This window comes from Streptomyces sp. NPDC004031, from assembly GCF_053604375.1.
The window spans coordinates 118,320-137,634 of sequence record NZ_JBSGHL010000018.1 but is presented as its reverse complement, the minus strand read 5'-3'; the positions used below and the strand labels follow the sequence as shown (position 1 = coordinate 137,634).

The window sequence follows — 19,315 nt, the reverse complement described above, 5'->3', positions numbered from 1 at the left end:
TATCAACATATCTGGCGTTGACTTTTGGCACGCTGTTGAGTTCTCAAGGAACGGAAGCTTCCTTCGAGACCGTTTCACCGGCCCCTCCGGGCTTTCCCTTCGTTGTGTTCCGACTCTATCAGAAGATTTTCTGTCGGAATTACCACCCCCGATTCAAGAGCGCGCGTTTCCGCGGTCTCGTTCGGAGCGGTTGTGCCAACGTACTGGAGCGGGCCGCCGGATGCAAATCCGGCGGCCCGCTCGTGGTGGGGATGTTGACGGTGGGTCAGACCTCGACGACCACCGGGAGGATCATCGGGCGGCGTCGGTAGGTGTCGGACACCCACTTTCCGACGGACCGTCTGATGAGCTGCTGGATCTGGCGGGTCTCCATCACTCCGTCCGAGGCGGAACGCGACAGGCCCTCCTCGATCTTCGGGATGACCGCGGCGAAGGCCTCGTCCTCGATACCCGAGCCCCTGGCGTGGATGTTCGGGCCGCCGACGATCTTGCCGGTGGTCGTGTCGACCACGACGAAGACCGAGACGATGCCCTCCTCACCGAGGATCCTGCGGTCCTTGAGCGAGGACTCGGTGATGTCGCCGACCGAGAGCCCGTCGACGTACACGTAGCCCGCCTGGACCTTGCCGGCGATTTTCGCCTCACCGCCGACGAGGTCGACCGCGACGCCGTCCTCCGCGATGACCGTGCGGTTCTTGGGAATGCCGGTCAGATGTCCCAACTCGGCGTTCGCCCGCAGGTGGCGCCATTCGCCGTGGATCGGCATCAGGTTCCGCGGCTTGCAGATGTTGTAGAAGTACAGCAGCTCGCCGGCCGAGGCGTGGCCCGAGACGTGCACCTTGGCGTTGCCCTTGTGGACGACGTTGGCTCCCCACCGGGTGAGGCCGTTGATGACGCGGTACACCGCGTTCTCGTTGCCCGGGATCAGCGAGGAGGCGAGGACGACGGTGTCGCCCTCGACGATGCGGATCTGGTGGTCGCGGTTGGCCATCCGGGAGAGCGCCGCCATCGGCTCGCCCTGGGAGCCGGTGCAGACGAGGACCACCTGCTCGTCCGGCAGGTCGTCGAGCACCTTGACGTCCACGATGAGGCCGCCGGGGACCTTGAGGTAGCCGAGGTCGCGGGCGATGCCCATGTTCCTGACCATGGAGCGGCCGACGAAGGCGACCTTGCGGCCGCGCTCGTGGGCCGCGTCGAGCACCTGCTGGATACGGTGCACGTGGCTGGCGAAGCTCGCGACGATGATGCGCTTCTCCGCCTTGGCGAAGGTCTGGCGCAGCACCTGCGAGATGTCGCGCTCCGGCGGCACGAAGCCCGGGACCTCGGCGTTCGTGGAGTCGGAGAGCAGCAGGTCGATGCCCTCCTCGCCGAGCCGGGCGAAGGTGGGCAGGTCGGTGAGGCGGCCGTCGAGCGGGAGCTGGTCCATCTTGAAGTCGCCGGTGACGACGACCATGCCCGCGGGGGTGCGGATGGCGACGGCGAGGGCGTCCGGGATGGAGTGGTTGACGGCGACGAATTCGCAGTCGAAGGGGCCGATGCGCTCCCGGTCGCCTTCCTTCACCTCAAGGGCGTAGGGGCGGATGCGGTGCTCCTGGAGCTTGGCCTCGATCAGCGCGAGGGTGAGCTTGGAGCCGATGAGCGGGATGTCGTCCTTCTCCCTGAGCAGGAAGGGGACGGCTCCGATGTGGTCCTCGTGGCCGTGGGTGAGGATCACGCCGACGACGTCGTCGAGGCGGTCCCTGATGGAGCTGAAGTCGGGAAGGATGAGGTCGACGCCCGGCTGCTCCTCTTCGGGGAAGAGGACGCCGCAGTCGACGATCAGCAGCTTGCCGCCGAATTCGAAGACGGTCATGTTGCGACCGATCTCACCGAGACCGCCGAGCGGCGTGATGCGCAGGCCGCCTTCGGCCAGCGGCCGCGGCGGGCCGAGTTCTGGATGCGGATGACTCAAAGGTTTTCTCCCTGTCGCGCACGCCGAAAGGGCCTTCCTGGGCCGTGGCGTGCGGCACTGTGTGTGATCGTCATACGTCCGGCGCGCAGCGTGTCGCTGGTCGGGTTTCGTCCCGGGCGGCGCGGCTGCGGTCGGGTCCTGCGTATTCAGTTGTGAAGTCTGTGTTCAGAGGTGTACCCCGCCGGCGGCGAGATCCTTCCTGAGGCGTTCCGTGGCGTCCGGATCCAGTTCGGTGAGCGGGAGCCGGAGCGGGCCTGCGGGCAGTCCGCGCAGCGCGAGGGCGGCCTTGGTGGTCATGACGCCCTGGGCGCGGAACATGCCGGTGAAGACCGGCAGCAGCCGCTGGTGGATCTCGGCCGCCTTGGCGACGTCGCCACCGGTGTACGCGTCCAGCATCGCACGCAGCTCGGGTGTGACGAGGTGGCCGACGACCGAGACGAAGCCGACGGCGCCGATGGACAGCAGCGGCAGGTTGAGCATGTCGTCACCGGAGTACCAGGCCAGGCCGCTGCGGCTGATGGCCCACCCTGCGGCGCCGAGGTCGCCCTTGGCGTCCTTGTTGGCGACGATGCGGGGGTGCTCGGCCAGCCGGACGATGGTCTCGGTGTCCAGCGGGACGCCGCTGCGGCCTGGGATGTCGTAGAGCATCACGGGCAGGCCGGTGGCGTCGGCAATGGCGGTGAAGTGCCGGCGGAGGCCCTCCTGCGGAGGCTTGCTGTAGTACGGCGTGACGGTGAGCAGGCCGTGCGCGCCGGCCTGCTCGGCCTGGCGGGCCAGCTCCGTGCTGTGCCGGGTGTCGTTGGTGCCGACTCCCGCGACGACGGCGGCCCGGCCGCCGACGGCTTCCAGGACGGCCCGTACGAGCTGGGCTTTCTCCGTGTCGCTCGTGGTGGGCGACTCCCCGGTGGTGCCGTTGACGACGATGCCGTCGTTGCCCGCGTCCACCAGGTGGGTGGCGAGCTGCTGGGCGCCGGCGAGGTCGAGATCGCCGTCCGCGGTGAACGGCGTGACCATTGCGGTCAGTACCCGCCCGAAGGGGGCCTTGGGGATGGAGGTCGGAGCCATGGGTCCCACGCTACTCGGTGTGTACGGGAGCACGCAGCCACGGGACCTGCGCAAAGGACTCCGGCGGTGTCTGCTCGGGGGTTCAGGCACCGCCGGGGTCCGTTTCTGCAGCCTAGATGAACCTCACGAATGCCTGCAATCCGAACACTTCGGACATTTGGCTATGACGGTCGGCCTTGGCCGGGGGCTACGGGGCGACACGCCCGTTGGCGTTGAACGCCGCATGGGTGAGCGGCATCAAAGCCGCCCAGGCCGCTTCCATGCGCTCGCCGACCATCTCGATCTCGCGCTGCGGGAAGGACGCCACCTTGGCCATCTCGTGCTGCGTCCGCAGGCCGAGGAAGTGCATCAGCGAGCGCGCGTTGCACGTGGCGTACATCGAGGAGAACAGGCCGACCGGCAGTGTGGCGCGGGCCACCTCGCGGGCGACCCCGTCGGCGAGCATCGCCTGGTATGCCGCGTAGGACTGCGCGTAGGACTCCTCCATGGCCGCCACCGCCTGCTTGTGCTGCTCGGGGCTGCCGTGGACGAACTCGTACTTTCCCGGGCGCCCCTGCTGCACGAGCTTGCGGTCGGGCCCAGGCACGTAGAAGACGGGCTGCAGCTCGCGGTAGCGGCCGGACTCCTCGTTGTAGGACCAGCCGACGCGGTGCCGCATGAACTCCCGGAAGACGAAGATCGGGGCGCTGATGAAGAACGTCATCGAGTTGTGCTCGAAAGGGCTGCCGTGACGGTCCCGCATCAGGTAGTTGATCAAGCCCTTGGAGCGCTCCGGGTCCTTGCTCAGCTCGTCGAGGGACTGCTCGCCCGCGGTGGAGACCCGGGCCGCCCACAGGACGTCGGTGTCCGACGCGCTGTGCTTGATCAGTTCGACGGTCACGTCGTCCCGGAACTCGACGGGGGCTGCCGGAGCGCTGGTGGGGGCCCCGTCGGGGAGGTCGGTCGGCACCGGTGGTGTCCTTCCTGTGGGCGGCATTGCGCCGACAAGCCTAGGCGGTGGGTACGACAGTCCGGCCGCGGCCGATCGGCCCACCCGAAGTGGCCGAGTCAGCTTTCGGCGGCTAGCCTCACCCGTCAGAGTGCACTCGCCCGTCCCACCGGAACCCGAAGAGGATCCTCCGCGTGTCCCTGCCCCACACCTTTGCGACCGCCGAAGCCGACGAGCTGGAGGCGGAGCGCCCGCTGCCGCACCTCGACCAGGACCGCTGGATGCGCCCCTACGGCGTCGGTCCGTGGCGGGTCGGGACGGCGGCGCTGGCCCTGATGCTGGCGGCCTACCTGCTGTTCGCCGCGCTGATCATGGTGGCCGCGCAGAACACCCAGGGCGGCGCGTTCTGCCTGCTCGCGGCGCTGCTGGTGATCGCGGCGTCGCTGCGGATGCTGCGGGTCGGCGTATGGGTGAGCGGCCGGGGGCTGCGTCAGACGAGCTTCTTCAGCACCGTGACCGTGCCGTGGCGCAAGGTCGCCGCGGTGCGTACGGCGCAGCAGCCGGTGAAGGTGCTGGGGCTGCCGCGGACCGTCCAGGGGCAGGCGCTGATCATCACCCGCAAGAGCGGGGACTCCCTGCGCCCGCAGTTCACCGATCACAACGCGGACTTCCTCGGGCGGGCCGAGGCCTTCGACGTGGCCGCCGATGCCATCGAGGGCTGGGCCACGGAACTGCGCTGACGGCTGCTGACGGGCCCTGGGGCGGGGCGTACGGCCCCGCCCGGGGCTCAGCGAGGTGTCTTGCCGTCGTGCAGGGCGATGGCCCGCTGCATGGCCTTGCGCGCCCTCGGCGTGTCGCGGGCATCGAAGTAGGCGACCGCCAGCCGGAACCAGGTGCGCCAGTCGTTCGGCGCCGCCTCCGTCTCGGCCTGCCGCTGTGCGAAGACCGCGTCAGCGGCGTCCCGGTCGATCCGGCCGCTGGGCGTACGGGCCAGGTCGTCGACGGGGAGGCCGCCCTCGGCCTCCAGCTCGCGGCCCAGCCGCCCGGCATTGCGGGCGAACTGCGTGGTCTGCCACAGGAACCAGGCACCGATCAGCGGCAGCACCAGCACCGCGAGGCCGAAGGCCACCGTGACCGGCCGGCCGTCGGCGATGAGCAGCACCCCGCGGTCGCCGACCAGCACGAAATAAAAGACCAGCGCGAGGGCCGAGACGGTGTAGCTGAGTCTGGCGCGCATGCCTCAGGCTCCCCGGCCGTCCGGCTCGGTGCCGTCCAGGAAGTGCTCCAGGCCGTAGGTCAGGCCGGGCACGCCGGGGACGGTGCGGGCGGCGAGCAGGATGCCGGGCATGAAGCTGCTGTGGTGCAGCGAGTCGTGCCGGATGGTGAGGGTCTCGCCGGTGCCGCCGAACAGCACCTCCTGGTGGGCGAGCAGGCCGCGCAGCCGTACCGAATGCACGGGCACGCCGTCGACCGCGGCGCCGCGGGCGCCTTCCAGGCCGTGGGTGGTCGGGTCGTGCTGCGGGCCCAGGCCGGCCTCGGTGCGGGCGGCGGCGATCAGCTGGGCGGTGCGCGTCGCGGTGCCGCTGGGGGCGTCGGCCTTGTTGTCGTGGTGCAGCTCGATGACCTCGGCGGAGTCGAACCAGCGGGCCGCCTGCCGGGCGAACTGCATGGTCAGGACGGCGCCGATGGAGAAGTTCGGTGCGACCAGGGCACCCGTGCCCGGCGCGGCGGCCAGCCACTCGCGCAGCCGGTCCAGGCGCTCCTCGGTCCAGCCGGTGGTGCCGACGACGGTGTGGATGCCGTGCCCGACGCAGAATTCCAGGTTGTTCATGACCGAGTCGGGGTGGGTCAGTTCCACGGCGACCTGCGCGCCCGCCTCGGTCAGCGCCTCCAGCGGGTCGTCGCGGTCGATCGCGGCGACCAGGTCGAGATCGTCGGCGGCCTCGACGGCGGCGGCAGCGGCCGAGCCGATACGGCCCTTGGCGCCGATCACGGCCACACGGAGCTTGCTCATCGTTCGGGGGTCCTCCAGGTCTGCGTACGGCGGCGCGTACGGGGCGAGCGGATCGGGGTGCGCGGACGCGCGGCCGGGCCGGACCGGGGCGGCCGCGCGTCCGCGGCTAGGCGACGGCTTCGTGCAGGCGGGCGGCCTGTTTCTGCTTGAGCGGGCCGATGACGGCGAGCGACGGGCGCTGCCCGAGAACGTCACGGGCGACCTCGCGCACCTCGTCCGGGGTGACGGCGGCGATCCGCGCGAGCAGGTCGTCGACGGACAGCTGGTCGCCCCAGCACAGCTCGCTCTTGCCGATCCGGTTCATGAGCGCGCCGGTGTCCTCCAGGCCCAGCACGGTCGAACCCGCCAGCTGGCCGATGGCGCGGCGCAGCTCCTCGTCGGTCAGGCCGTGCTCGGCGACATGGTGGAGCTCGTCCCGGCAGATCTTGAGCACCTCGGGCACCCTGCCCGGCTGACAGCCCGCGTACACCCCGAACAGGCCGCAGTCGGCGAAGGAGGAGGTGTAGGAGTACACCGAGTACGCGAGGCCGCGCTTCTCCCGGACCTCCTGGAAGAGCCGTGAGCTCATGCCGCCGCCGAGGGCGGTGTTGAGCACGCTCAGCGCCCAGCGCCGGTCGTCGGTGCGGGACAGGCCCGGCATGCCGAGGACGACATGGGCCTGCTCGGTGCGCCGGTCGAGGACCTCGACGACGCCCGCCGTACGCAGCGTGCGGCTGCCGACGCGCGGGGCCTGCGGCACCGCGTCCGGGTCGCGCAGCGCGCCGGCCCGTTCGAAGGCGCGGCGGACCTGGCGCACGACGCTCGCGTGGTCGATGTTGCCGGCGGCGGCCACCACGAGGCGCGTGGGGTCGTAGTGCCGGCGGTAGAAGCGGGCCACCTGGTCACGGGTGAGGGCGTTGATCGTCTCGACGGTGCCCAGCACCGGGCGGCCGAGCGGGGTGTCGCCGAGCATCGCCTCGCAGAACAGGTCGTGCACCTGATCGCCGGGGTCGTCCTCGGTCATCGCGATCTCCTCCAGGACGACACCGCGCTCGGCGTCGATGTCCTCCTGGCGGATGAGCGAGCCGGTGAGCATGTCGCACACCACGTCGACGGCGAGCGGCAGGTCGGTGTCGAGCACCCTGGCGTAGTAGCAGGTGTACTCCTTGGCGGTGAACGCGTTCATCTCGCCGCCGACCGCGTCGACCGCGGCGGAGATCTCCAGGGCGCTGCGTCGCTCGGTGCCCTTGAAGAGCAGGTGCTCCAGATAGTGCGTGGCGCCGCTCAGCGCCGGGGTCTCGTCGCGGGAGCCGACGGCCGCCCAGATGCCGAAGGTGGCGGAGCGGACGGTCGGCAGCGTCTCGGTGACGACCCGCAGGCCGCCCGGCAGCACGCTGCGGCGAACGGTGCCGACGCCGTCGGTTCCGGGCAGCAGGGTCCGCGTGCGGACGGCCCGCCCCTTGGTGGAGGGGCGGGCCGTCACGGCGGTGGAGCGGGTCGTCACTTGTCCGACTCGTCCTTCGCGTCCTGGCTGTCGCCGTCCTCGCCCTCGATCACGGGGACGAGCGAGAGCTTGCCGCGCTGGTCGATCTCGGCGATCTCGACCTGCACCTTGGTGCCGACGCCGAGGACGTCCTCGACGTTCTCCACGCGCTTGCCGCCGGCGAGCTTGCGGATCTGCGAGATGTGCAGCAGACCGTCCTTGCCGGGCATGAGCGACACGAAGGCGCCGAAGGTGGTGGTCTTCACGACCGTGCCCAGGTAACGCTCGCCGACCTCGGGCATGGTCGGGTTGGCGATCTGGTTGATCATCGTGCGGGCGGCCTCGGCCTGCGAGCCCTCCGTCGCACCGATCAGGACCGTGCCGTCGTCCTCGATGGAGATGTCGGCGCCGGTGTCCTCCTGGATCTGGTTGATCATCTTGCCCTTGGGGCCGATGACCTCACCGATCTTGTCCACCGGGATCTTGATGCTGATGATCCGCGGCGCGTTCGGCGACATCTCGTCCGGGGAGTCGATGGCCTCCATCATCACGTCGAGGATGTGCAGCCGGGCGTCACGGGCCTGCTTGAGGGCCGCGGCCAGGACGGACGCCGGGATGCCGTCGAGCTTGGTGTCCAGCTGGAGGGCGGTCACGAAGTCCTTGGTGCCGGCGACCTTGAAGTCCATGTCGCCGAAGGCGTCCTCGGCGCCGAGGATGTCGGTCAGCGCCACGTAGTGCGTCTTGCCCTCGATCTCCTGCGAGATCAGGCCCATGGCGATACCGGCGACCGGGGCCTTGAGCGGCACACCGGCGTTCAGCAGCGACATGGTGGAGGCGCACACCGAGCCCATCGACGTCGAGCCGTTGGAGCCCAGCGCCTCGGAGACCTGCCGGATCGCGTAGGGGAACTCCTCGCGGGTCGGCAGCACCGGGATCAGGGCGCGCTCGGCGAGGGCGCCGTGGCCGATCTCGCGGCGCTTCGGGGAGCCGACGCGGCCGGTCTCGCCGACGGAGTACGGCGGGAAGTTGTAGTTGTGCATGTAGCGCTTGCGCGTCTCGGGCGCCAGCGTGTCGAGCTGCTGCTCCATACGCAGCATGTTCAGCGTGGTGACACCCAGGATCTGGGTCTCGCCGCGCTCGAACAGCGCCGAGCCGTGCACCCGCGGGATCGCCTCGACCTCGGCGGCCAGCGTGCGGATGTCGGTGACACCGCGGCCGTCGATGCGGACCTTGTCACGGATGACGCGCTGGCGGACCAGCTTCTTGGTCAGCGAGCGGTAGGCCGCGGAGATCTCCTTCTCGCGGCCCTCGAACTGCGGCAGCAGCTTCTCGGCGGCCAGGCCCTTGACGCGGTCCAGCTCGGCCTCGCGGGCCTGCTTGCCGGCGATGGTCAGCGCCTGCGCCAGCTCGTCGGTGACAGCGGACTCCAGGGCGCTGAAGACGTCCTCCTCGTAGTCGAGGAAGACGGGGAACTCGCCGGTCGGCTTGGCAGCCTTGGCGGCCAGCTCGGACTGCGCCTTGCACAGCACCTTGATGAACGGCTTGGAGGCCTCCAGGCCGGCCGCGACGACCTCCTCGGTCGGCGCCTCGGCACCGCCCTCGACAAGCTTGATCGTGCGATCGGTGGCCTCGGCCTCGACCATCATGATCGCGACGTCGCCGTCGTCGAGCGCCCGGCCGGCGACGACCATGTCGAAGACGGCCTCCTCCAGCTCGCTGTGCGTCGGGAAGGCCACCCACTGGCCGCGGATCAGCGCGACGCGGACGCCGCCGATCGGGCCGGAGAAGGGCAGACCGGCCAGCTGCGTGGAGCAGGAGGCGGCGTTGATCGCGACCACGTCGTAGAGGTGGTCGGGGTTGAGGGCCATGACGGTGGCGACGATCTGGATCTCGTTGCGCAGGCCCTTGACGAAGGACGGGCGCAGCGGGCGGTCGATCAGCCGGCAGGTCAGGATGGCGTCCTCGGAGGGGCGGCCCTCGCGGCGGAAGAACGAGCCGGGGATACGGCCGGCCGCGTACATGCGCTCCTCGACGTCCACCGTGAGGGGGAAGAAGTCGAAGTGCTCCTTGGGCTGCTTGGAAGCGCTGGTGGCCGACAGCACCATGGTGTCGTCGTCCAGGTAGGCCACGGCGGAACCGGCGGCCTGACGGGCCAGCCGGCCCGTCTCGAAGCGGATGGTGCGGGTGCCGAAGGACCCGTTGTCGATCACGGCTTCGGCGTAGTGGGTCTCGTTCTCCACTATGGGGTTTCTCCTCGTCCTCGCCCGCAGGGCGTCTCCCGGCGGGCCATCGGTGGAGGGGCGTCCTGCCGGGGCCGGTCTTCGATCGAAGCCGCCGGGGGTGCAACCACCCGGAGGCCACTACCGAGGACCGGCAGCTGCGGCGGATAGGAGGACGCTCCTCCTCATACGTTGTCAACAGCAGTCAACAGCACCATTGCATCAGACGACGCACGTATCGCGCACGTCCTGTGGGCGATACGTGGCCGACCTCGTACAAGACGGTTGCGTGACCGGTGCACCGTGCCGGTGCATATGGCAAAGGGAGCGGCCCCGTCCGACGGGAACCGCTCCCCTGCACGCGTCTTAGCGAACGCCCGCCGCACCGGCACGGATGCCGAGGCGCTCGCGCAGCTCACGGAAGCGCGTGATGTCCTTCTTGGCCAGGTACTGCAGCAGGCGGCGACGCTGGCCGACCAGGATGAGCAGACCGCGGCGCGAGTGGTGGTCGTGCTTGTGGGTCTTGAGGTGCTCGGTCAGGTCCGAGATGCGCCGCGAGAGCAGCGCGACCTGGACCTCGGGGGAGCCGGTGTCGCCTTCCTTGGTGCCGAACTCGGCGATGATCTGCTTCTTCGTCTCGACGTCGAGCGCCATACGGACTCCTCCAGGGATCGTCTGCCGGCGAGCGCCCCCGGTCTTCTTCGCGGGGAGTTCTCATATGACTCGCACGGCTCTCGGTCACCCGGTGTGAGCACACAGGTGACCGTCGCCCAGGGTACCAGCCGGTTGCCGGGCGTTTTACCGCGGGTCACCGGGCGGACGGTGGCACAGGGTGGCCGGTCCTCCGGCGGTCCGTACGACGGTACATCCGCGGTGGCGTCCACCGCGCGGGGGTGTGCGGCTCAGCCGCCGCCCAGCCCGCGCACCGCGCCGTACGTCCCGAGCACCGCCAGGCACAGCGGGACCAGCGTCAGCAGCACGGCGCTCTCGGCGACCTCCAGGCAGCGGCCCCAGAACGGGGACACTGCCCGGCCCGGCACGGCCAGTCCGACCGCGACGAGCACCCCGGCCGCTGCCGCGACAGCCCCGGGCAGCCACAGTACGCGCGGCCCGCAGGCGCCTGCGCCCGGTGCGAGCCAGGCCACGGGCAGTGCGAGCGCGAGTACACCGGCCGCGAGCAGCGCTCCGACCTGGGCGGTGTCGCGGAAGAGCCGGGCGCGCAGCAGGACGGCGAGGCCGGTGGCCAGGGCGAGCAGCTGGGCGGGAGCGGTCCGGGAACAGCCGAGGACGGCGGCGGCGCCCACCGTGGTGGCGGCGCAGCCGCCGACCAGGCCGAGCAGGAGTTCATGGCCGCGGCGGACGCGGGCGGCGACCGCCTCGTGGCCGAAGGGCGCCCCCGGATCACGTTCGCCCGCACGGTGCTCCGCGACGGCGCCGAGCTCCGGGTCGCCGAAGCCGATCGGCAGCCGGGCCAGGCGCGCGGACCAGCCGGGCAGGTAGCCGATCAGCGCGACCGCCGCGACCGCCACGACGCTGGCGGCGTTCTGCGGCTCCGCGTCGGCGGCGACGGCGCCGTACGCCCCCAGGGAGCCCGCGGCGGCCACGACGGCGGAGGCCACGAAAGGCGCGTCCCCGGCCGGGAGCACCGCGACCAGGACCGCCGAGGCCACCAGCACGGTCGCGCAGCCGGACAGCAATTGCAGCCGGCCCGCTCCGTGGCCTGCCGCGGGGGCGGTGAGGCCCGCTCCGGCGACCAGCAGGTACGGCAGCGCGGCCAGGCCCAGGGCGGCCGCGGCGGTGCGGTCGCCGTAGACCCTGGCCCGTACGGCTGCGCATGCGGCGAGCACGGTGCCCGTCACCGCGGCCACGACGCCCGGCGGGCCGTGCATGTCGTGCCGTACCGGGTCGGTCTGCCACAGCACCCAGCAGAGCGCGGCCAGGAGCACGGCGCCGCCGGTGAGTCCGGTGGGGCGGGTCAGGTCGTCGGTCCAGTGGCGGCGGTCGCGCACCGTCGCTGCCGAGACCGCGTCGCACACGTCGTCGTGGACGGCGGGTGGCAACGACGTGGCAATGGTGCGCAGAAGGATGAATTCCCCGTCCAGGACGCGCTGGGCGGACAGCGACAGGGCCGGGTCGAGCGGCGTGCCGTCGCGGCGGACGAGGTGGTAGCCGGTCGGTTCCGCCGCGTCCTGCACCTGGCCGGACAGCCGCAGGATGTCCGGCCGCAGGTCGGCGACCGGCAGGTCGTCGGGAAGGGCGACGTCGGCCCTGCTGTCCGGCGTCACGATCGTGACGCGGCAGAATCCCGCGGATCCCGTCTCGGGGGCGGCGGTCGCGGTTCCCCCGACCTGCGTGCGCCGCTGCGCGGGAATGTCAGGGGCCTGCCGCCCCGCATATAGGTGACGAAGAGTGTCCATATGATTGCCCTCCGTGGCATCTGCGGCGGCACCGTATCAGCCGTGGCGGCGACTTCCTGGGGCGGGGACATCTGTGGGTTCGGTCATCGTCAAACGCCCGGCGCGCGTGCGGCCGCCCGAGGTGCCCTCCGGGGAGATCCGTCTCGAACCGCCGCCGGAGCTGCGGCGCGGACAGGAGCAGGGGCTGCTGGCGCTGCTCCTGCCGATGCTGGCGATGGGCGGTTCGGCGGCGTACTTCTTCATGCCGGGATCGCAGCCGGTCATGAAGGTGATGGGCGCGCTCATGCTGGCGTCGGCGATCGCGCTGGGCGCCGTACAGCTCGTGCGGGCCCGGCAGGGCGCGAGCGGGCACATGGCCGACAGCCGCCGGGACTACCTCGCCCACCTGGCGCGGCAGCGCCGCGCGGTCCGCCGCACCGCCGCCCTCCAGCGCAGCGGCAGGCTCTACACCCATCCCGCGCCGGACCAGCTGTGGGCGCTGGTGGCCGAGGGGCGGCGGGTGTGGGAGCGGCGCCCCGGCGACGACGACTTCGGGCAGGTCCGGATCGGGCTCGCGCCGCAGCAGCTGGCGACTCCGCTCGTCGTGCCGGAGACCGCGCCCGTGGATCGGCTGGAGCCGCTGACCGCGCACGCCCTGCGGTCCTTCGTCGCCGCCTACGGGACGGTCGAGGACCTGCCGCTCGCGGTGTCGCTGCGGGCCTTCTCGCACGTGGTGCTGACCGGTGACGCCGCCGCCGTCCGCGGGCAGGCACGGGCGGTGGTGGCGCAACTGGCCGCGCTGCACTCGCCCGCCGACATGGTGCTGGGCGTCGCGGCCTCCTGCGCGGCGCTGCCCGCGTGGGAATGGGTCAAGTGGCTGCCCCATGCGTGGTCGCCGACCGCGGCGGACGGCGCCGGAGCCCGGCGCCTGGTGGCGGACGGGACGGCAGACCTGGCCGAACTGCTCGGCCCGGCGCTGGAGGATCGCCCGCGCTTCCAGCCGGACGCAGCGCCGCTGCTCGACCGGCCGCACGTGGTCCTCCTCCTCGACGGCGGCGCGCTCCCCCCGGCCGCCGCCGTGGGGCTGCAGGGCGTGACGGTCCTGGAGCTGGCCCCCGGGGAGGAGGGCGAGCCGCACGGCGATCTGCGGGTGCACTGCACGGCCGGGAAGATGCTGCTGCGCTCGCCCACGGGCCAGGTGTACGGCGGCGTGCCGGACGCGCTGGGCGAAACGGAGTCGGAGGCGCTGGCCCGCGGGCTCGCCCCGCTGCGGCCCGCGGGCGGCGACGGCGAACCGCTGTCGGCCGACCTCGATTTCACCGACCTGACGGGTATCGGCGACGCGGGCTCCTTCGACGCGTCCCTCGGGTGGGCGCCCCGCGGCCGCCAGGAGCTGCTGCAGGTGCCGATCGGTGTGGGAGAGGACGGCGAACCTGTGCACCTGGACCTGAAGGAGGCCGCGCAGGAGGGCATGGGCCCGCACGGTCTGTGCGTGGGGGCGACAGGCTCGGGCAAGTCCGAACTGCTGCGCACCCTGGTGCTCGGCCTGGCCGTCACGCACTCCCCCGAGACGCTGAACCTCGTCCTCGCCGACTTCAAGGGCGGCGCGACGTTCGCGGGCCTGAGCGGGCTGCCGCACGTGTCGGCCGTCATCACCAACCTGGCGGAGGACCTGACCATGGTCGACCGCATGCGGGACGCGCTCACGGGGGAATTGCGCCGACGTCAGGAGCTGCTGAAGTCCGCGGGCAATTACGCCGGTGTCCACGACTACGAGCGGGCGAGAGCCGCGGGCGCCGACCTGCGGCCGCTGGCGACGCTGGTGCTGGTCATCGACGAGTTCAGCGAGCTGCTGGCGGCCAGACCGGAGTTCATCGACATGTTCCTCCAGATCGGCCGTATCGGCCGCTCGCTGGGCGTGCACCTCCTGCTGGCCTCCCAGCGGCTGGAGGAGGGCCGGCTCCGCGGCCTCGACACCTACCTGTCCTACCGGATCGGCCTGCGCACCTTCTCCGCGTCGGAGTCGCGCGCGGCCCTCGGCGTGCCGGACGCGTACCACCTGCCGCCCGTACCGGGATCGGCGTGTCTCAAGACCCCCACGGGGGACATCGTCCGCTTCAAGGCCGCATATGTGTCGGGTCCGTACCGCGGCGGCCCGGAGGTCGCCACCGAGGCGGCGGGGCAGCCAGCGGTGCCCTTCACCGCCGCGTACGTGCCGGTGGGCAAACCCCCGGCACAGTTGGACGAGCGACGCACGGGGACCGCGGCGGAAACTGTGCTGGACGTCCTCGTCGGCCGCCTCACGGGACGCGGGCCCGAGGCCCACCGGGTGTGGCTGCCGCCGCTGGGCGCCGCGCCCGGCCTGGACGCACTGATGCCGCGCGGCACCGCGTCCGGGCGAGGCCCGCGGGAGGCCGACACACAGGCTCCCAAGACGCTGCGGGTCGCGGTGGGCGTCGTGGACAGGCCGTTGGAGCAGCGGCGCGATCCCCTGGTGCTCGACTTCGGCGGCGCCGCGGGCAACGCCCTGATCGTCGGCGGCCCGCGCAGCGGCAGATCGACGCTGCTGCGCACCCTGGTGGCGTCCTTCGCACTGACGCACACCCCGCGAGAAGCGCAGTTCTACTGCCTGGACTTCGGCGGCGGCTCGCTGCGTACGGTGGCAGGGCTGCCCCATGTGGGCGGCGTCGCGGGGCGGCTGGAGGCGGACCGGGTACGGCGCACGGTCGCCGAGGTCGCGGGCGTGCTGGCGCGCCGCGAGGAACTCTTCCGCAGCCGCGGTATCGACACGATGGCGTCGTACCGTGCGCTGCGGGCGGGCGGTGAACTGCCGGGCGAGCGCTGGGGCGACGTCTTCCTGCTCGTCGACGGCTGGGGTGCCTTCCGCCAGGACCACGAGCAACTGGAGCCGGTCGTCACCGACATCGCCGCCCGCGGCCTCGGCTTCGGCGTGCACGTCGTGCTCACCGCGTCACGCCATCTGGAGGTCCGCGCCGCGCTGAAGGACCAGCTGCTCAACCGCCTGGAGCTGCGCCTCGGCGACGCCATGGACTCCGAACTGGACCGCAGGGCGGCGGCGAACGTCCCGGCCGGTGCGCCGGGCCGCGGCATCGTCCGGGGCGGACTGCACCTCCTGGCGGCCCTGCCGCGGATCGACGGCGGCCAGGGCGTGTCGGACCTCGCGGAAGGAACGGCGGCCCTGGTCGCGGCGGTGGACGGCGCGTGGAACGGCGAGCGCGCCCCGGCCGTCCGGATGCTGCCCCGCCTGCTGCCCGCCGCACAATTGCCGGGCGGTGCCCCTCTCCCCCGTCGCGGGGTGGCCATCGGCGTGGACGAGACGGCGCTGGCACCGGTGGTCGTCGACTTCGACACCGACCCCCTCCTGCTCGTGCTCGGTGACGGCGAGTCCGGCAAGACGGCCGTGCTGCGGCTCATCGCCCGGCAGTTGAGCCGCCGCTGCACCCCGCAGGAGGCCAGGCTGGTCGTCGCCGACTACCGGCGGACCCTGCTCGGCGCCCTGCCCGAGAGCCACCTGGTGGAGTACATCACCGGCCCCGCCGAGCTGGAGACGCACATGGCCGCGGTCGCCGCGCTCGTGCAGCGCCGCATGCCCGGCCCCGATGTGACGCCGCGGCAACTGCGCGACCGCAGCTGGTGGACGGGCCCGCAGCTCTTCGTGCTGATCGACGACTACGAACTGGTCGCGGCGGGCGGCAGTCCGCTGGCGGGGCTCGCGGACGCGCTGCCCTTCGCCCGGGACGTGGGCCTGCGCTTCGTCCTGGCCCGTGCGGCGGGCGGAGCGGGGCGGGCCATGTACGAGCCGTTCGTCCAACGGGCCAGGGAGCTTGGGGCGCAGGCCCTCGTCCTGTCCGGGGACCCCGACGAGGGTGAACTGCTGGGTGGCGTGCGTCCACGGCGGATGCCGCCGGGGCGGGCGGTCCTCGCCGCGCGCCGGGGCGGCACGCGGCTGGTGCAGCTGGCGTGGGAGGCGGAGTGAGGGTCTGGCCTGTCAGGCCTGTGGACAACCCGGATTCGACGATCGCGACTTACTGCTACCGTTTGATCACTGAGAGTGGTTGAGCAGTCCGGGTGCGGGAGTCCTCGCTCCGGGCTGCGGTATCGACGGGGGACGGTCATGACGTCGCAGTGGGAGTGGCGGCCCGGATCCGGCGGTGAGGCGGAACCGTGGCCGGGCCGCGAGTCCGGTGGACCGCCCGATGCGCTGTTGCCTTCGGGGGGTGCCCCCGCCGGGCCGGCCGGGCGCGCGGGTCCGCACCTGCCGGGGCCGCGGCTGGCGGATCTGGTGGCCGCCGCGGGCCATGCCCCGGCCCCGTCACTTTGCGCGGTGCTCCCGGATCCTGCACGAGGGGACGCGCACGGCGAACTGGTCGCCGAGCTGGGCGAGTTGCACGCGGGACACGGCGATCCGGACGCGCTGGTCGAAGCCTTCCGAGAGAGCGTGCTGCTGGTACCGATGGTCGAGGGCGGGCTGCGTACGGCGACCTCGGGCGGTGTGCGCTGGGTGTTCGCCTTCTCGGACGGCGCGGAGCTGGCGCGGTTCGCCACCGGTACGGGTCCTCCCGTGGGCCGTGGCGCGGCCGCGCCCGCGGGTGAGCACTCGGATGTGTCCGCCTGCGGGGACGTGGATTACGTGACCGTGCACGGGTGGCGGCTGCTCGACGAGGTCGTACCCGCGGCCGGCGCACCGGCCGGTGTGGCCCTTGACGTGGCAGGACGCCTGCCGATGCTCTTCCCGCCCGTCGTGGGCGTGGTGCGCGACGACGCGGCGGTGCACGCCGCCGCATCGGGATGTTCGGGATGTTCGGGAGGTGAGGCCCGATGACCGGGAGCGGCGGCTACGACGTCGGGGAGGCGGCACTGCGGCAGACGGCCGCGGGGCTGGGCGGCGTGATCCACGAACTCCAGACGATGGGCCAGGAAGCCGCGGCGGACATCGGCCGCGGCTTCGACCACCTGAAACTGTCGGGCATGCAGGTCGGGCACGACGGGCTCACCGCCGCCCTCGACCGGTTCTGCGACCGCTGGGAGTGGGGGGTGCGCACCCTCGTCCAGGACGCCGACCGGACCGCGGAGCGGCTGGGCCTGGCAGCCGACACGTACTACGAGATGGACCACTACGCGGGGCAGACCCTCAAGGTGGTCGCGGCCTCCGCCCTCGGCAACCCGAACCTGACAGAGGACCAGGAGGAAGCCATGCCCTGGAGCAAGATCGGCTCGGACAATCCCGTCGAGGACTTCCTCCACCCCGACCTCAGTGCCGCGTCGGCCCGGCAGGGCCTGTCCGACATGGGGCAGACCTGGCAGGACACGGCCCGCGACATGGGCCGGAACCTCGTGTCGGAGACCGCAGCCGCACTGACCGGAACAGGTGAGGAGTACGACCGCTGGCTCGCCGGGGTCCCGGCAGGCACGGACGGCGGGAGCAACCGGCCGCAGGGCGGCGACTGATGGGCATCGGGTGGCTCGTCGACGAGGCCGGCACCGTGGGCGGGCGGCTGCTGGACTCCGCCGAGCGCAAAACCGGCGCCCTGATCGACGACGACGCCCGCCTGGTGGCCGGCGGCCTCGACGCACTGGGTCTGCACGGCGCCGCCGACTGGGCCCTGAAGACCGGCGACCACATCGCCGACTCCCTCGGCGCGCACGTCCCGGAGATCGACCTCGGCGGCAGCGACGACCCCGGCGAACTGCTGCACGGCGATCCCGCGCACATCCGCGCCACAGCCGGGCACCTACGGCGGTTGAACACCGCCTTCGACACCGGCCATCACGGCATCTCCCGGCTCAGCGCCGACGGCTGGCTCGGCCAGGGCGGTGACGCCTTCCGCGCTGCCTTCACGCCCCAGCCCGCCGCCTGGGGCCGCGCCGCGACCGCGTGCCGGGACGCCGCCGACGCCCTGGAGCATTACGCGTCCACGGTGGACTGGGCGAAAGGCCGGGCCGCCGAGGCGGTACGCCTGTGGGAGAGCGGTGTCCGGGCCCGCAAGAAGGCCGCCGCCGCCCACGACGAGCAGGTGGCGCAATACGAAGCGGCGCGGGCGGCGGGCGGAACGCCCACCGCTCCCGAGCCCTTCGCCGACCCGGGGGCGGAGGCCCGGCAGGCCGCGCACGACATGCTCGTCGCCGCCCGCGAGCAGCGCGACTCCGTGGCCCGCTCCACCGCGGCCACACTGCATTCCGCGGCCGGACTCGCGCCGAAGATGCCGAGCTTCACGGACCGCCTGGCCGCCCGCACCGATGACCTGCTGAGCACCGTGCCGATCCGGCTGGAGCACGTCGTCGGCGGCATGGTCCGCGCCGCGTGCGACGCCGTCCGCTTCACCCGAGGCCTCGACCCCTACGACCCGTACAACCTGACCCACCCCGCGCAATACCTGACCCACCTCAACGCCACGGCCGCCGGACTCCTGGACCTCGCCGTACACCCCGAACGGCTCCCGTCCGCCGTCCTCGGCACCGGTTGGGGCCGCGACGCCGACGAGGCGGCAGGCCGGCTGTTCGCCAACCTCCTCTACGCCGCAGGCACGGACGGCGCCGCGGCCGCCCGCGCACGAGCCCCGGGCTGGCGCAGGGCGGTGCCCACGCACGGCACACCCCTGAAGGAGATCCGCGCTTCTCTGCGCGGCGGCCCCGACGGACTCCAACCCGTCGACCCCGCCGACCAGCGCGCCCTGGAGGCGGCGATCCCGCGCAACCGCAACGGCAGCTTCCAGCGACCCACGCGGCCCGTGGACGGCCCGCCTCAACGCCGGCGGGATGAGCGTGCCGGGCCGCTCCAACAACTGTGCGGATGCGGTGCGGTCGGCGTTGGAAACCTGGTACGGCAACCCGCAGGTTGCGGCGGCGAGGACGGTTCCGAATGTCGGGAACGGTGAACTCGACCTTCAAGTTGCTGAGCGACACGGAGTGGAGAACGGGAACGCTTGGGGTGGCACAACGATGCGCTATACAGGGCCCGGGGTGGAGTCGTATCGGACGGTGGCGAGCGAATTGCACGCCTCTGGCCATGGATCGAGCGCGCTGGTGCATATCGAGTGGCCATTGCGTGCAAACGGTCAACTGACCTCCCACGTATTTACCGCTTTGAACCACAACGGCCAGATCTACTGGCTCGACCCTCAGTCAGGCGAGGTAAGCATTACCCCAATCAACAGCAAGGCGGTTCATACTTACCACTATGTCCTGGACTCGCGACGCCACCCCGTCACGCCCCATGCCCCCGCCATAGTCAGCACCGTTCCCTAACCAGGCCCCGTTAT

At 72.0% G+C, this 19,315-nt stretch carries 15 protein-coding genes; 6 read left to right on the top strand and 9 right to left on the bottom strand.

All coding sequences use genetic code 11. The annotated features are described in order from the left end of the window. Positions 1–265: 265 nt before the first annotated feature. The 3 genes from ACWERV_RS14635 to thyX all read right to left on the bottom strand — a co-directional run bounded on the left by ACWERV_RS14635 (position 266) and on the right by thyX (position 3,992). A complete protein-coding gene (locus ACWERV_RS14635) occupies positions 266–1,951 on the bottom strand; it encodes a ribonuclease J (protein ID WP_452932787.1) in 1,686 nt (561 codons plus the stop codon). A gap of 165 nt (positions 1,952–2,116) precedes the next feature. Then, positions 2,117–3,016, bottom strand: a complete 900-nt coding sequence (gene dapA, locus ACWERV_RS14630; protein WP_452932785.1) for a 4-hydroxy-tetrahydrodipicolinate synthase — start codon at positions 3,014–3,016, stop codon at positions 2,117–2,119. Between the two features lie 187 nt (positions 3,017–3,203). Further along, positions 3,204–3,992 (bottom strand): FAD-dependent thymidylate synthase, encoded by a 789-nt coding sequence (gene thyX / locus ACWERV_RS14625; protein ID WP_398186529.1) that lies wholly within the window; start codon positions 3,990–3,992, stop codon positions 3,204–3,206. A 152-nt stretch (positions 3,993–4,144) separates the two neighbouring features. On the opposite strand from thyX, the gene ACWERV_RS14620 reads away from it, so the two are divergent. Beyond that, entirely contained in the window at positions 4,145–4,684 is a 540-nt protein-coding gene (locus ACWERV_RS14620; protein WP_452932804.1) for a hypothetical protein, read from the top strand. Positions 4,685–4,731: 47 nt separating this feature from the next. Here ACWERV_RS14620 and ACWERV_RS14615 read toward each other — a convergent pair whose 3' ends face one another. The 6 genes from ACWERV_RS14615 to eccD all read right to left on the bottom strand — a co-directional run bounded on the left by ACWERV_RS14615 (position 4,732) and on the right by eccD (position 12,056). After that, complete coding sequence (locus ACWERV_RS14615; RefSeq protein WP_398186532.1) at positions 4,732–5,181, bottom strand: tetratricopeptide repeat protein; 450 nt, start codon at positions 5,179–5,181, stop codon at positions 4,732–4,734. 3 nt (positions 5,182–5,184) lie between these two features. Beyond that, the gene (dapB, locus tag ACWERV_RS14610) at positions 5,185–5,958 is read right to left on the bottom strand and encodes a 4-hydroxy-tetrahydrodipicolinate reductase (RefSeq protein WP_452932782.1); all 774 of its coding nucleotides are present in this window, start codon (positions 5,956–5,958) and stop codon (positions 5,185–5,187) included. Positions 5,959–6,064: 106 nt separating this feature from the next. After that, positions 6,065–7,441, bottom strand: coding sequence for a M16 family metallopeptidase (locus tag ACWERV_RS14605; RefSeq protein ID WP_452932780.1), 1,377 nt, complete (start codon positions 7,439–7,441; stop codon positions 6,065–6,067). Beyond that, the gene (locus tag ACWERV_RS14600) at positions 7,438–9,660 is read right to left on the bottom strand and encodes a polyribonucleotide nucleotidyltransferase (RefSeq protein ID WP_398186540.1); all 2,223 of its coding nucleotides are present in this window, start codon (positions 9,658–9,660) and stop codon (positions 7,438–7,440) included. The genes ACWERV_RS14605 and ACWERV_RS14600 overlap by 4 nt, the downstream gene beginning before the upstream one ends. Positions 9,661–10,005: 345 nt before the next feature. Continuing rightward, positions 10,006–10,293 carry a 30S ribosomal protein S15 gene (rpsO, locus tag ACWERV_RS14595; RefSeq protein WP_031521677.1) on the bottom strand — a complete coding sequence of 96 codons (288 nt, stop codon included), beginning with the start codon at positions 10,291–10,293 and terminating at the stop codon, positions 10,006–10,008. A 248-nt stretch (positions 10,294–10,541) separates the two neighbouring features. Then, positions 10,542–12,056 (bottom strand): type VII secretion integral membrane protein EccD, encoded by a 1,515-nt coding sequence (eccD, locus tag ACWERV_RS14590; protein ID WP_452932778.1) that lies wholly within the window; start codon positions 12,054–12,056, stop codon positions 10,542–10,544. Positions 12,057–12,129: 73 nt separating this feature from the next. On the opposite strand from eccD, the gene eccCa reads away from it, so the two are divergent. The 5 genes from eccCa to ACWERV_RS14565 all read left to right on the top strand — a co-directional run bounded on the left by eccCa (position 12,130) and on the right by ACWERV_RS14565 (position 19,301). Then, complete coding sequence (gene eccCa, locus ACWERV_RS14585) at positions 12,130–16,032, top strand: type VII secretion protein EccCa (protein ID WP_452932776.1); 3,903 nt, start codon at positions 12,130–12,132, stop codon at positions 16,030–16,032. Between the two features lie 348 nt (positions 16,033–16,380). Further along, positions 16,381–16,878 carry a hypothetical protein gene (locus ACWERV_RS14580; protein WP_452932774.1) on the top strand — a complete coding sequence of 166 codons (498 nt, stop codon included), beginning with the start codon at positions 16,381–16,383 and terminating at the stop codon, positions 16,876–16,878. Beyond that, complete coding sequence (locus ACWERV_RS14575; RefSeq protein WP_452932772.1) at positions 16,875–17,504, top strand: hypothetical protein; 630 nt, start codon at positions 16,875–16,877, stop codon at positions 17,502–17,504. Before ACWERV_RS14580 ends, ACWERV_RS14575 begins: the two co-directional genes overlap by 4 nt. Then, positions 17,504–18,931 (top strand): WXG100 family type VII secretion target, encoded by a 1,428-nt coding sequence (locus ACWERV_RS14570; RefSeq protein WP_452932770.1) that lies wholly within the window; start codon positions 17,504–17,506, stop codon positions 18,929–18,931. The genes ACWERV_RS14575 and ACWERV_RS14570 overlap by 1 nt, the downstream gene beginning before the upstream one ends. Beyond that, the gene (locus ACWERV_RS14565; protein ID WP_452932768.1) at positions 18,813–19,301 is read left to right on the top strand and encodes a toxin glutamine deamidase domain-containing protein; all 489 of its coding nucleotides are present in this window, start codon (positions 18,813–18,815) and stop codon (positions 19,299–19,301) included. Before ACWERV_RS14570 ends, ACWERV_RS14565 begins: the two co-directional genes overlap by 119 nt. Positions 19,302–19,315 lie beyond the last annotated feature (14 nt).